The sequence below is a fragment of the Curtobacterium sp. PhB136 genome (genome assembly GCF_004346855.1).
Taxonomy (GTDB): domain Bacteria; phylum Actinomycetota; class Actinomycetes; order Actinomycetales; family Microbacteriaceae; genus Curtobacterium.
This window is the reverse complement of sequence record NZ_SMGH01000006.1, coordinates 272,699-285,427: the sequence shown is the minus strand read 5'-3', so window position 1 is coordinate 285,427 and position 12,729 is coordinate 272,699. Positions and strand designations below refer to the sequence as shown.

The following is a 12,729-nucleotide window of genomic DNA, read 5'->3' as shown; positions in this document are numbered from 1 at the left end:
TCCCACGGAACCTCGTCAGCAGCGTCGGTGTCGGCTTCGGTCGATGCGTCGACCAGGACCGCGCAGCGCACCTACGTGCTGGACACCTCGGTCCTGCTGAGCGATCCGCGGGCCCTGTTCCGCTTCGACGAGCACGCCGTGGTGCTGCCCGTCGTGGTCGTCAGTGAACTCGAGTCCAAGCGCAACGACCCGGAGATCGGGTACTTCGCGCGGCAGGCCCTCCGCATCCTCGACGAGCTCCGTGTCGAACACGAGCGGCTCGACTTCCCGGTGGCGGTCGGCGCGGGCGGCTCGCTCCGCGTCGAGCTGAACCACTCCAACCAGTCTGTCCTGCCGTCCGGGCTCCAGCTCGGCGACAACGACTCGCGGATCCTCGCGGTCGCGATGAACCTGGCGAACGACGGCCTCGACGTGGTGGTGGTCTCGAAGGACCTCCCGCTCCGCGTCAAGGCGGCGTCCGTCGGCCTCGCGGCCGAGGAGTACCGCGCCGAACTCGCCGTCGACTCCGGCTACACGGGCATCGCCGAGCTGCAGGTGTCCGGCGAGCAGATGTCCGACCTCTACGAGCGTGAGGAGATCGCGTCCGCGCAGCTGGCCGGAGTCCCGGTGAACACCGGCGTGGTCATCCACTCCGAGCGCGGATCCGCACTCGGTCGGGTACACACCGCCGGCTCCGTCGCCCTGGTGCGCGGCGACCGTGAGGTGTTCGGCCTCCGCGGTCGTTCTGCCGAACAGCGTCTCGCGATCGACGCGCTCCTCGACCCGGAGATCGGCATCGTGTCCCTCGGCGGCAGTGCCGGCACGGGGAAGTCGGCGCTCGCCCTGTGCGCCGGTCTCGAGGCGGTGCTCGAACGGCAGCAGCACAAGAAGATCATGGTGTTCCGGCCGCTCTACGCGGTGGGCGGCCAGGAGCTCGGCTTCCTGCCCGGCGACGCCGGCGAGAAGATGAACCCGTGGGCGCAGGCCGTGTACGACACGCTCGGCGCGCTGGTCTCCGACAACGTGCTGGACGAGGTGGTCGAGCGCGGCATGCTCGAGGTGCTCCCGCTCACCCACATCCGTGGTCGCTCCCTGCACGACGCCTTCGTGATCGTGGACGAGGCGCAGTCGCTCGAGCGCAACGTGCTCCTCACGATGCTCTCCCGCATCGGGCAGAACTCGCGGGTCGTGCTCACCCACGACGTCGCCCAGCGCGACAACCTGCGGGTCGGTCGGCACGACGGGGTCGCGTCGGTCATCGAGCGGCTCAAGGGACACCCGCTGTTCGCACACGTCACGCTGACGCGGTCCGAGCGCTCGGCGATCGCAGCCCTGGTGACGGAGATGCTCGACTCGCCCGACCTGGTGTAGCGCCGCGCCCGCGGCGCCGCCCGCCGCGGCCGCGCCGCCCGCCGCGGCGGCTGGTGCGGGCCGGACTTGCACAACGGAAACCGCCTCGAACCACGGACGTCCGTGGTTCGAGGCGGTTTCCGTTGTGCGCCACCAGAACGCGCTGGCCGACGTGGGGACGCCGGGACGGACGGGAGGCCCGGTGCCAGCTGGCACCGGGCCTCCCGTCGGCCGTGTGGTCGCGTCAGCCGTGGTGGCGGCGACGCGCGGCGGCTCAGTTCGGGTGGGTCATGCTGAGGACGTCGAGGGCCTCGTCGAGCTGGGCCTCGGTGACCTCGCCACGCTCGACGTGGCCGAGCGCCACGACCGCTTCGCGGACGGTGATGCCCTCGGCGACGGCGTACTTCGCGACCTTGGCCGCGGCCTCGTAGCCGATGACCCGGTTCAGCGGCGTCACGATCGACGGCGACGACTCGGCGAAGGCGCGGGCGCGTTCGAGGTTCGCCTGGAGCCCGTCGACGGTCTTGTCGGCGAGCACGCGGGAGCTGTTGGCGAGCAGGCGGATCGACTCGAGCAGTGCGGTACCCATCACCGGGATCGCGACGTTGAGCTCGAAGGCACCGGACGCACCGGCCCAGGAGACCGTGGCGTCGTTGCCGATGACCCGCGCGGCGACCATCAGGGTGGCCTCGGGGATGACCGGGTTCACCTTGCCGGGCATGATCGACGAGCCGGGCTGCAGGTCCGGGATGTGCAGTTCGCCGAGGCCGGTGTTCGGGCCGGAACCCATCCAGCGCAGGTCGTTGTTGATCTTGGTCAGGCTGACGGCGAGGACCTTGAGCGCGCCCGACGCCTCGACGAGGGCGTCACGTGCGCCCTGCGCCTCGAAGTGGTCGAGCGCTTCGGTGATCGGCAGGCCGGTGTCCTCGGCGAGCTGGGCGATGACCCGCTGCGGGAAGCCGGTGGGCGTGTTGATGCCGGTACCGACGGCGGTGCCGCCGAGCGGGACCTCGGCGACGCGGGGGAGCGTGGCGTTGACACGCTCGATGCCGAGACGGATCTGGCGCGCGTACCCGCCGAACTCCTGGCCGAGGGTGACCGGGGTGGCGTCCATCAGGTGCGTGCGGCCCGACTTCACCGCGTCGGCCCAGAGCGTGGCCTTGGCCTCGAGCGACTCGGCCAGGTGCGTGAGCGCAGGGACGAGCGACCGGATCAGCGCGTCCGTCACGGCGACGTGGACCGAGGTCGGGAAGACGTCGTTCGAGGACTGCGAGGCGTTCACGTGGTCGTTCGGGTGCACGTCCGTGCCGCTCCGCGACGCGAGGGTCGCCAGGACCTCGTTCATGTTCATGTTCGAGGAGGTGCCGCTGCCGGTCTGGTAGACGTCGACCGGGAACTGGTCGTGGTGCTCACCGGCGATGATCGTGTCGGCGGCCTGCACGATGGCGTCCGCGACGGCGGCGTCGACGATGCCCAGCTGGCCGTTCACGATCGCGGCGGCGCGCTTGATCCGGGCCAGGGCGACGATCTGCGCCGACTCGAGCCCGGTGCCGGAGATCGGGAAGTTCTCGACGGCGCGCTGCGTCTGCGCGCGGTAGAGCGCGGACGCGGGCACGCGGACCTCGCCCATCGTGTCGTGTTCGATCCGGTAGTCGGTCGTCGCGGGCTGCGTGGTGGTGTCGGTCACGTCGTCGTGGTCCTTCCTGGTGGGGCTGATGTCGTGGGTCAGGCGTCGCCCACGACGGTGTCGATCGACACTTCGCCCGTGGTGAGGTCGTAGGTCGCACCGACGACGGCCAATCTACCCTCGGCGATGGCGTCGGACACGGCACCGGAGCGCTCGAGCACGGCGGCGAGCGTGGCTTCGAGGTGGGCGGCTCCGATGGCTTCCTGGGGCAGGTCGGCGTCGGTCGCGCGCACCCGTTCGACGCTCGGGGCGATCGCGTCGACGAGGACCTGCAGGTGCGGTGCGGGGACCGGCTCGCCGGAACGGGCCGCGGCGACGGCGCCGCACTTGGTGTGCCGCAGGACCACGACGAGCGGGGTGCCGAGCGCGACGACCGCGAACTCGATCGAGCCGAGGACGACGTCGTCGACGATCTGGCCGGCGTTGCGGATGGCGAAGACGTCACCGATGCCGGCGTCGAACACGTGCTCGAACGGCACGCGGGAGTCGGAGCAGCCGAGGACCGTGGCGAACGGGGACTGCGAGCCGGCGAGTTCGCTGCGCCGCTCGGGGTCGATGCGGCCGGTGCGTCGCTTGTCGGCGGCGAACCGGGCGTTCCCCTCGACGAGGAGACGGAGTGCCTCGGCGGGGGTGGACGCGGCGCGATCGGTCATGGGGTCCTGCTCCTCGGGTTCGGGTGGTGCTGCGCGCTCAGGCGCCGAGCTGCTTCGCCACGGCCGTGGCGATGGTCGTGAAGGACTTCTCGTCCGCCGTGCCGGCGAGCACGATGGTGCTCTTGCCGAAGGTCGCGACGAGCGAGTACGCCTGGTTGCCGGCGTCCTTGCCTTCGTCGCGGCGGTCGTACACGGTCCACTTCGTGCCGCTGATCGTGCGGCTGCCGGTCGCGGCGTGCTGGTCGAGCTGGTTCGCGACCCACGTCGGGTTCGCGCCGATGCCCTGCTGCAGGCCGACGAACTGGTCGTCCGGGGTGAGGAAGCCGACCGTCCAGACGTCGACGCCGTCCGCGGCCCGGTCCTTGTAGTCCGCACGGTTCGACGTGTACGAGCTCGGGAGCGCCGGCGCCGCGAGGGTGACGCCGGGGACGTCCGCCTGCGAGGCGACCTGACGGTAGTCGACGTCACGGTCGACGGTGCTGTCGGGGCGTGCGACGACGGCGACGAGGAAGACCACGATGCCGAGCGATGCGATCAGCGCGAGGACCAGGTTGAACGCGGTCTGGTGCTGCCGACGGGCGCGGCGCGCGGTGTCCTTGCGGGCCCAGGTCTCTTCGGCGGTCTCGGGGCGGCCGAGCTCCGCGACGATCGGGCGGCCGGTCTCGGGGTCGGTCACCGGTCGGCGTCCTCGGTTGCGGCACGGGCGGCGTCGAGTCGGGCGCGCGCGCCGACGAGCCACTCCTCGCAGCGGGCGGCGAGCGCCTCACCGCGTTCCCAGAGCGACAGCGAGCGCTCGAGCGTGGCCGAGCCCTGCTCGAGCTCGGCGACGACGCGCACGAGTTCGTCGCGCGCGGCCTCGTAGCTCAGGGACCGGACGTCGGACTCGGACTGTTCCTCGGATGACACCCCCTGATCCTACCGAGGGTCCACCGACGCTCCGGATCAGCCTTCGCCGTCGGGGCCCGGGCCCTCCGACTCGAGCGTTCCGGTCGCGGTGCCGGCGCCGAGGGTGACCCGGACGTCCGTCAGGCCGTCGAGGTCGGCCGCGGCACGGACGACCGCGCCGTCCGTGGTCTGCACGATGGCGTAGCCGCGACGCAGGGTGTCGCGCGGCGAGAGCGCCCGGAGTCGGCCGGTCAGGTGCCCGACGTCCGAGTGCGACCGCTCGATGCGGCGGTCGAGGAGTTCCCGGGCGCGGGAGAGGTCGCGCGCCACTTCCTCGGCGCGGGTGTCGACGAGCCAGGCGGTGGAGGCGAGCGCCGGACGGGAGCGGAGCGCCGCGATCCGGTCCGCCTCGACCGAGAGCGTGTGCGAGAGCCGCAGCCCGAGCCTGGCCCGGGCCTGCCGGACGTTCGCGAGTTCCTCGGCGACGTCGGGCACCACGCGCTTGGCGGCGTCGGTCGGGGTCGACGCCCGGAGGTCCGCGACCTCGTCGAGGATCGGCCGGTCGGCTTCGTGCCCGATCGCCGAGACGATCGGGGTCGTCGCGGCGGCAGCGGCACGGACGAGTCCTTCGTCGCTGAAGCCGAGCAGGTTCTGGAAGTCGCCGCCACCGCGGGCGATGATGATGACGTCGACCTCGGGGTCGGCGTCGAGTTCCTGGATCGCGGCGGTCACCTCGGCGACGGCACGCTCGCCTTGCACCGCGGCGTGGATCGTCCGGAACTCCACCTGCGGCCAGCGCAGCTGGGCGTTCCGCTTGACGTCCTTCTCGGCGTCGGAGTCCTTGCCGGTGACCAGCCCGATGCGGTGGGGGAGGAACGGCAGCCGACGCTTGCGCGCGGGGTCGAAGAGGCCCTCTTCCGCGAGGGTCCGGCGCAGGCGTTCGAGACGCTCGAGGAGGTCACCGAGGCCGACGTGCTTCATCTCGACGACCTGCATCGTCAGCGAGCCGCCCTTGACCCAGTAGTTCGGCTTGACGGCCGCGACGACCCGCGCGCCCTGCTTCAGGTCGGCGGGGACCCGGGAGCGGACGCTCGACCAGATCGAGAACGACACGGTCGCGTCGACCTCGACGTCCTTGAGCTTGCCGTAGACGTTGCCGCCGGCGACGTTCCACTGCGTGATCTCGCCCTCGACCCAGGCGGTGCCGAGGCGGTCGATCCAGTCCCGCATCTTCGCGCCGAGCAGCGCGACGGGCCACGGGTTGTCGGCCGTCGGGGGTCCCTGTTCGATCGCCATGCGCTCCTCCTGGTGGTGCGGTCCCATCGTGCCGGACACCGCTGACGTGCGCCCAGCCGGTGTCGGTCCCGCTCACCTATCATCGGGGACGTGACGATCACCAACGGCCACTCGGTCCCACTCGCCCCGCCGCGCAGCCCCGCGCCGCGCGGTCGGCTGCGGAACGACCCGGTCACGGGGACGAAGAAGGTCCTGCTCGCGGCGCCCCGCGGGTACTGCGCCGGGGTCGACCGCGCCGTCGTCGCCGTCGAGAAGGCCCTGGAACAGTACGGCGAACCCGTCTACGTCCGGAAGCAGATCGTCCACAACGTGCACGTCGTGTCGACGCTCGAGCAGCGCGGTGCCGTGTTCGTCGACGACGTCGCCGAGGTGCCCCGCGGATCGCACGTCGTGTTCAGTGCCCACGGCGTCTCGCCCGCGGTCGTCGCCGGTGCCGCCGAGCGCGACCTGCACGCCATCGACGCGACCTGCCCCCTCGTCACGAAGGTGCACCGCGAGGCCACCCGGTTCGCGAAGGCCGAGCGCACGATCATCCTCATCGGGCACACCGGCCACGAAGAGGTCGAGGGCACGATGGGGCACGCACCCGAGCGCACGATCCTGGTGAACGGACCCGAGGACGTCGCCGACCTGGTGGTGGACGACCCCGACAACCTCGTGTGGCTCTCCCAGACCACGCTGAGCGTCGACGAGACGATGGAGACCGTCCGGCTCCTGCGCGAGAAGTTCCCCACCATCGAGAACCCGCCCTCGGACGACATCTGCTACGCCACGCAGAACCGGCAGGTCGCGATCAAGAAGGTCGCTCCGCAGGCCGACCTGGTGATCGTCGTCGGCTCGGCGAACTCGTCGAACAGCGTCCGCCTGGTCGAGGTGGCGCTGGAGCACGGCGCACGTGCGGCCCACCGCGTGGACTACGCGGAGGAGATCCGGCAGGAGTGGCTCGACGGCGTGCTGACCGTCGGCGTCACGAGCGGTGCGTCGGTGCCCGAAGAACTCGTGCACGAGGTGCTCGAACAGCTGGCGGACGCGGGCTACGGCAGCGTGGAAGAGGTCGTGACCGCGCACGAGGACCTGATGTTCTCCCTGCCCAAGGAACTCCGCACCGACGCGGCGGGCAACCCGACGCGCGCGCTGGGCGGGCGGAACCGGTGAGCGCCGACGACGGGTGGTCCGCGGTCCCGGACCGCGCGGCTCCTGACCACGCCGGCACGGCGGACGTCCGCGTCCAGGGTCGTCCGGCCCCGCAGTACGGCGAGTACGCCCCCGACGGCTGGGTCAACCCGGTCCTCGCGGAGCAGGAACGCCGCGAACAGGCCCGCGCCGCACAGCAGGCAGCCGCCACCGGGGCACCCCGGACGAGCACTGCGCCACCGACGACCACAGCGTCCCGGACGCCCGCTCCGGCCCGGGACCAGGCACCGGCCGACGGCCCCGTCGCCGCCCGCTTCGGCGCATCGCCCGCCGACTTCCTGCTCTCCGTGATGCTGCTCGCGTTCGGGCTCGTCTCGGTCGTGCAGTCGCTGTCCGTCGGCACCGTGGCGTCCGGCGTCGCCCGCGAACTCGAGCTCCGGTACACGGCCCTGTCCGACCCGGGTGCCCTGACGACGGCGGCGATCGTGAGCGCCCTCGGCAGCGTCGTGGTGTTCGTCCTCGTCGCCTGGTGGTCGATCGTCCGTCTCCGCCGCCGGAAGCGCACCGTCTGGGTGCCGCTCCTCGGGGGCGTCGTCGCGACCGTGGTCACGATGTCGGCGTTCCTCACCGTCGTGATGCAGGACGGCCACTTCATGGCGTGGCTCGTGCAGCACGCCGGTTCCTGACCGGGACCCAGACCGGCCAGGCCGAGGCCATGACCCAAGCCCAAGCCCAGGCCCGGGCCCAGCCGAGGGCCGCCGAGCCAGGGCCCGCCGCCGTCAGCCCGCCAGGAAGCTCGTGACGGCGCCGTGCAGCGCCGCGAGGTCCTCGACGTGCACGAGTTCGCGGACCGAGTGCATCGAGAGCAGCCCGACGCCGATGTCGACCGTGGGGATCCCGAGCCGGGTCGCCGCGATCGGACCGATCGTGGAGCCGCCCGGGATCGTGTTGACGTTCACGAACGGCTGGTACGCCGCCCCGGCCGCGTCGCAGGCCGCAGCGAAGACGGCTTCGCCCTTCGCCTCGGTCATGTAGCGCTGGTTCGCGCTGATCTTGAGGAGCGGACCGCCGCCCGGCCGCGGCCGGTTGGTCGGGTCGTGCTTCTCCGCGTAGTTCGGGTGCACCAGGTGCCCGGCGTCGCTCGAGAGCAGCCACGAGGCGCGGAACGCCCGGGCGGCCTCGGAGCGGGTGGCGCCGAGGCCCTCCTGCACGCGGCCGAGGACGTCCTCGAGGAACGGGCCGCCCGCGCCGGACGGGGTCGCGGAGCCGACCTCTTCGTGGTCGAACGCCGCGAACACCGGGATGTGCGCACCGTCGGTCGGGGCGTCGATGATCCCGCGGAGTCCGGCGTGCACGCTGGTGAGGTTGTCCATCCGGCCCGACGCCAGGAACGACCCGTCGATCCCGACCCGCGCGGGAGCCTGCGTGTCGGCCAGGAAGAGGTCCCACGAGACGGCGGTCTCCCCGACGCGGCCGCGGAGCCACTGCAGCGCGTCGACGCCGCCGGCAGCGGTGCCGTCCGTGCCGACCACGGGAAGGGTGTGCCGCTGCCGGTCGATCTCGTTGCCGGCGTTGACGCCGCGGTCGAGGTGGATCGCGAGGTTCGGGATCCGGGCGACGGCGTCGGTGTCGAGCAGCGTGACCGTGCCGTCGGCGTGGACGACCCGGCCGGCGATCCGCAGGTCCCGGTCGAACCACGTCGACAGGATCGGACCGCCGTAGACCTCGACGTTCAACTGCTCCCAGCCGCCGACACGGACGACGGGGTTCGGCTTGATGCGGAAGCCGGGGGAGTCGGTGTGCGCGCCGAGGATGCGGAACGGGGTGGTCGCGGTCGCCCCGGTCGGGACGCGCCAGGCGATCACCGCGCCGTCACGGACGACGACGTACGCGCCGGGCTCGGTCGGCCAGGCGTCCTGCTCGACGAGCTCGGCGAAGCCGGCGGCGACGAGCCGGTCGCGGGTCACGGCCGCGGCGTGGAACGCCGTCGGCGACTCGGTGACGAAGTGGGCGAACTCGGAGGCGATGGCGTCGACGGTCACCCGACCATCGTGGCACGGGACGCGCCCTGCGGACGCGCCCCGGCCCTCCCGGATGGTGCTCTGTGGATCAGCTCTGGCTGTGACCGGCCGAGCCGAGGACCTTCGCGGCCTCGCCCACGCGGGCGGCCATCGCCGTCTCGGCGACCTTGCCCCATGCACGCGGGTCGTACTGCTTCTTGTTGCCGACCTCGCCGTCGATCTTCAGGACGCCCTCGTAGTTGGTGAACATCGACCCGGCGATCGAGCGGGTGAACGCGTACTGCGTGTCGGTGTCGATGTTCATCTTGATGACGCCGTTGCGGACCGCTTCGTGGATCTCGTCGTCGGTCGAGCCGGAGCCGCCGTGGAAGACGAGGTCGAGGGGGTTCTCGCCGGTGCCGTGCTTCGCCGCGACCGCTGCCTGGATCTCGCCGAGGAGCTCGGGTCGGAGCTTCACGTTGCCCGGCTTGTAGACGCCGTGCACGTTGCCGAAGGTGAGGGCGGCGATCCAGCGGCCCCTGTCGCCCAGGCCGAGGGCGTCGACGACCCGCTCCACGTCGCCGGAGGTCGTGTACAGGGCGTCGTTCGTGCCCTCGTGCTCGACACCGTCCTCCTCGCCGCCGACGACGCCGATCTCGACCTCGAGGATGGCGTTGATGTTGCGGGTCTTCTCGATCATCGTGCGGGCGATCTCGATGTTCTCGTCCAGGGGCACGGCCGAGCCGTCCCACATGTGCGACTGGAAGATCGGGTTGCGGCCGTGTCGGACTTCTTCCTCGCTCGCCGCGATGAGCGGGAGGACGAAGCCGTCGAGGGCGTCCTTCGGGCAGTGGTCCGTGTGCAGCGCCACCGTGATGGGGTAGTTCTTGGCGACCTCGTGCGCGAACTTGGCCATCGCGAGGGCACCGGCGGCACGGTTCTTGACGGTGTGGCCGGCGAAGTAGTCGGCACCACCCGTCGTGACCTGCAGGATGCCGTCCGAGCCGGCCTCGGTGAGGCCCTGGAGGACCGCGTTGATGGTCTGCGACGAGGACACGTTGACCGCGGGGTAGGCGAACTTGCCGGCCTTCGCGCGGTCGATCATCTCGGCGTACTGTTCCGGCGTTGCGATGGGCACGTGGATCTCCTTCGACTCGGTGGCGTCCGAACCGATCGTAGTCAGCCGCTCCGGTGTGTGACCCCGGCACCGCTGAGTAGGCTGGCGGGCGTGACTCCCACCACTGAAACCGGCTCCCTGTTCCTCCAGCCCGACCGCAACCTGGCCCTCGAACTCGTGCGTGCGACGGAGGCAGCGGCGATCCGGGCGCAGCCGTGGGTCGGTCGTGGCGAGAAGAACCTCGCGGACGGCGCTGCCGTCGACGCGATGCGTAAGTTCCTCGGCACGGTGAACTTCGACGGCGTCGTCGTCATCGGTGAGGGCGAGAAGGACAACGCCCCGATGCTCTACAACGGCGAGCACGTCGGCAACGGGCACGGCCCGGCCTGCGACATCGCGGTCGACCCGATCGACGGCACCTCGCTCACCGCCGCCGGCCGGCAGAACGCCATCTCCGTGATGGCCGTCTCGGACCGCGGCTCGATGTACGACCCGTCCGCCGTCTTCTACATGGACAAGATCGCCGCCGGACCCGATGGTCGCGGTGTCCTCGACCTGGAGAAGCCGATCGGGGAGAACATCCGTGCGCTGGCGAAGGCGAAGCACAAGGACCTCGAGGACATGGTCATCGCCGTGCTCGACCGTCCTCGTCACGACGAGCTGATCCGCGCGATCCGTGCGACCGGTGCCGGTACCCGGCTGCTGCTCGACGGTGACGTCGCCGGTGGCATCGCCGCGGCGCTGCCCGGCTCGCCGATCGACATGTGCGTCGGTGTCGGCGGCACCCCCGAGGGCATCATCACGGCGTGCGCGATCAAGGCGCTCGGTGGTGTGATCCTCGGCAAGCTGCAGCCGAAGGACGACGAGGAGCGCGAGCGCGCCATCGCCGCCGGTCACGACCTGGACAAGGTCCTCGACCAGGACGACCTGGTCACGGGCGACAACACGTTCTTCGTCGCCACCGGTGTCACCGACGGCGTCCTCGTCGACGGTGTCCGCCGCTCGCGCGGGGTCATCCACACCGACTCGCTCGTGCTGCGCTCGCGCTCGAACACCATCCGCCGCATCCAGGCGGACCACCGCGCCGAGAAGTGGTTCTGATCCGCTGACGCCGGCGCGCGCCGCCGGCGAATCTCGCACAACCAAAACCGAACTGCGCCACGTGAACACGTGGTGCAGTTCGGTTTTGGTTGTGCGGGAGCGATCCGCACCGCGCGCGGCGGGCGGGCACGCGCGGCGGGCGGGCACGCGCGACGGGGAGCGGGCAGCGCGCGCGACGGGCGGGCACGCGCGACGGGCGGGCACGCGCGACGGACGCCGCCGCGCGACGGTGCCCGCCGTCGCTAGTCGTCGCGGTCGGCGCCGACGAGCTCCGGTGCGGTGAGCAGGCGCGGCTCGTCCTCGATCGTGGTGGGGTCCGCGATCACCTTCGACTCGTCGAGCAGTGACAGCCGCCGCGCGCTCGGCAGCACCTGGCGTTCGAGCGACCCCACGAACCGGTTGTAGTCCACGACGCTGCCCCGGATCGCCCGCCCGAGCTTGTCCACGTGGCCGGCCATGGTCGACAGGCGGCCGTAGAGCTCCCGCGAGACCCGGAAGAGCTCACGGGCCTCAGCGGTCACGACGTCCTGCTGCCAGGAGAACGCCACGGTCTTGAGGACCGACCACAGCGTGACCGGCGAGGCGAGTGCGACCCGCTTCCGGAAGGCGTGGTCGAGCAGGCCGGGATCCGCGGCCAGGGCGCTCGCGATGAGCGACTCCGACGGGATGAACGCCACCGTGAGCTCGGGTGAGGCGTCGTACCCGGACCAGTACTCCCGCGCGGCGAGGGCGTCCACGTGCACGCGCAGCGCCTTGACGTGCTGCGCCATCAGCTGCGTGCGTCGCGCCCCCTCGGCGCCGACGGCGGACGCGGGGATCTCCATCGCCTGCAGGTAGGCGCTGAACGGCACCTTGGCGTCGACGGCGATGCTCTTGCCGCCGGGCAGGTGCACGATCATGTCGGGCCGTGCGGCACCGGCGGACGTGGTGACGGAGGACTGCACGTCGAAGTCGACGCGTTCGAGGAGTCCCGCTGCCTCGACCACGTTCCGGAGCTGCGTCTCGCCCCAGACCCCGCGGGTGTTGTTGGCGGAGAGTGCGCTCGCGAGCGTCTCCGCGGTGGCGCGCAGACGCTCTTCGGACTCGGCGGCCGATCGCAGCTGCGTGGAGATCGCGCCGTACTGCTCGCTGCGGGAGCGTTCGAGCTCGGCGATCTTGGCGCGCATCACGTCCAGGGTGTCCGCGACGGGGCTGAGCGCGGTGAGCACCTTCGACTCGTCCTGCGCCCGGGCGGACTCGGCGCCGTGCATGCGCTGCACGAGGTGCTCGAGCTCGGCCGCCCGCCGTTCCAGTGAGTCGACCTGTCGCCGGTACTGGGTGTCCTGCGCGTCGAGGCGGTCATCGGCGTCGCGACGGACCTCTTCCAAGCGAGCGCGGAGCGCATCAGCCGTCGCGGAGGCGGCGCCGGCGCGGCTCCGGGCGGACGACCACGCGACGGCGGCGCCCGCGAGCGCGCCGATCAGGAGGCCGATGAGCAGGGCGGGGAAGTCCATGACCAGACCTTCCCAGGACCCACCGACACCCGCC

12 protein-coding genes are annotated in these 12,729 nt (G+C 71.7%); 4 read left to right on the top strand and 8 right to left on the bottom strand.

The features are described from left to right. The first annotated feature begins 27 nt into the window (after positions 1 to 27). Positions 28 to 1,350 carry a PhoH family protein gene (locus EDF27_RS10835; protein WP_243698327.1) on the top strand — a complete coding sequence of 441 codons (1,323 nt, stop codon included), beginning with the start codon at positions 28 to 30 and terminating at the stop codon, positions 1,348 to 1,350. A gap of 253 nt (positions 1,351 to 1,603) precedes the next feature. Here EDF27_RS10835 and EDF27_RS10830 read toward each other — a convergent pair whose 3' ends face one another. Genes EDF27_RS10830 through xseA form a run of 5 tightly spaced genes read right to left on the bottom strand, consistent with a single transcriptional unit; the run spans position 1,604 to position 5,850 of the window. Further along, positions 1,604 to 3,016 carry a class II fumarate hydratase gene (locus tag EDF27_RS10830; RefSeq protein WP_123654189.1) on the bottom strand — a complete coding sequence of 471 codons (1,413 nt, stop codon included), beginning with the start codon at positions 3,014 to 3,016 and terminating at the stop codon, positions 1,604 to 1,606. Between the two features lie 38 nt (positions 3,017 to 3,054). Beyond that, positions 3,055 to 3,669 (bottom strand): carbonic anhydrase, encoded by a 615-nt coding sequence (locus EDF27_RS10825; RefSeq protein WP_123703152.1) that lies wholly within the window; start codon positions 3,667 to 3,669, stop codon positions 3,055 to 3,057. Positions 3,670 to 3,706: 37 nt separating this feature from the next. Beyond that, entirely contained in the window at positions 3,707 to 4,345 is a 639-nt protein-coding gene (locus EDF27_RS10820) for a DUF4245 domain-containing protein (protein ID WP_165931448.1), read from the bottom strand. Then, positions 4,342 to 4,575 (bottom strand): exodeoxyribonuclease VII small subunit, encoded by a 234-nt coding sequence (locus EDF27_RS10815; protein ID WP_123654186.1) that lies wholly within the window; start codon positions 4,573 to 4,575, stop codon positions 4,342 to 4,344. Before EDF27_RS10815 ends, EDF27_RS10820 begins: the two co-directional genes overlap by 4 nt. A gap of 36 nt (positions 4,576 to 4,611) precedes the next feature. After that, on the bottom strand, positions 4,612 to 5,850 hold the full coding sequence (xseA, locus tag EDF27_RS10810) for an exodeoxyribonuclease VII large subunit (RefSeq protein WP_132048763.1): 1,239 nt from the start codon (positions 5,848 to 5,850) through the stop codon (positions 4,612 to 4,614). Positions 5,851 to 5,946: 96 nt separating this feature from the next. Here xseA and EDF27_RS10805 point away from each other — a divergent pair, with 96 nt between their 5' ends. Both EDF27_RS10805 and EDF27_RS10800 read left to right on the top strand, forming a co-directional pair. Next, positions 5,947 to 7,005 carry a 4-hydroxy-3-methylbut-2-enyl diphosphate reductase gene (locus EDF27_RS10805; protein ID WP_132048982.1) on the top strand — a complete coding sequence of 353 codons (1,059 nt, stop codon included), beginning with the start codon at positions 5,947 to 5,949 and terminating at the stop codon, positions 7,003 to 7,005. Then, entirely contained in the window at positions 7,002 to 7,670 is a 669-nt protein-coding gene (locus EDF27_RS10800) for a DUF6264 family protein (protein ID WP_132048761.1), read from the top strand. The genes EDF27_RS10805 and EDF27_RS10800 overlap by 4 nt, the downstream gene beginning before the upstream one ends. Before the next feature lie 93 nt (positions 7,671 to 7,763). On the opposite strand, the gene EDF27_RS10795 is transcribed toward EDF27_RS10800, so the two are convergent. Together EDF27_RS10795 and fbaA are read right to left on the bottom strand one after the other, a co-directional pair. Further along, on the bottom strand, positions 7,764 to 9,026 hold the full coding sequence (locus EDF27_RS10795) for a M18 family aminopeptidase (protein WP_132048759.1): 1,263 nt from the start codon (positions 9,024 to 9,026) through the stop codon (positions 7,764 to 7,766). 67 nt (positions 9,027 to 9,093) lie between these two features. Beyond that, positions 9,094 to 10,122: a class II fructose-bisphosphate aldolase gene (fbaA, locus tag EDF27_RS10790; protein WP_132048757.1), complete on the bottom strand. Its 1,029-nt coding sequence runs from the start codon at positions 10,120 to 10,122 to the stop codon at positions 9,094 to 9,096. A 90-nt stretch (positions 10,123 to 10,212) separates the two neighbouring features. Here fbaA and glpX point away from each other — a divergent pair, with 90 nt between their 5' ends. Beyond that, on the top strand, positions 10,213 to 11,202 hold the full coding sequence (gene glpX / locus EDF27_RS10785) for a class II fructose-bisphosphatase (RefSeq protein ID WP_123654181.1): 990 nt from the start codon (positions 10,213 to 10,215) through the stop codon (positions 11,200 to 11,202). Between the two features lie 242 nt (positions 11,203 to 11,444). Here the strand turns inward: glpX and rmuC are convergent, their stop codons facing one another. Next, a complete protein-coding gene (gene rmuC, locus EDF27_RS10780) occupies positions 11,445 to 12,695 on the bottom strand; it encodes a DNA recombination protein RmuC (protein WP_132048755.1) in 1,251 nt (416 codons plus the stop codon). Positions 12,696 to 12,729 lie beyond the last annotated feature (34 nt).

What these genes read in the sequence shown, in the direction of transcription:
- EDF27_RS10825 (WP_123703152.1), bottom strand. Translation starts at nt 3,669, where the DNA reads ATGACCGATCGCGCCGCGTCCACCCCCGCCGAGGCACTCCGTCTCCTC.
- xseA (WP_132048763.1), bottom strand. Translation starts at nt 5,850, where the DNA reads ATGGCGATCGAACAGGGACCCCCGACGGCCGACAACCCGTGGCCCGTC.
- rmuC (WP_132048755.1), bottom strand. Translation starts at nt 12,695, where the DNA reads ATGGACTTCCCCGCCCTGCTCATCGGCCTCCTGATCGGCGCGCTCGCG.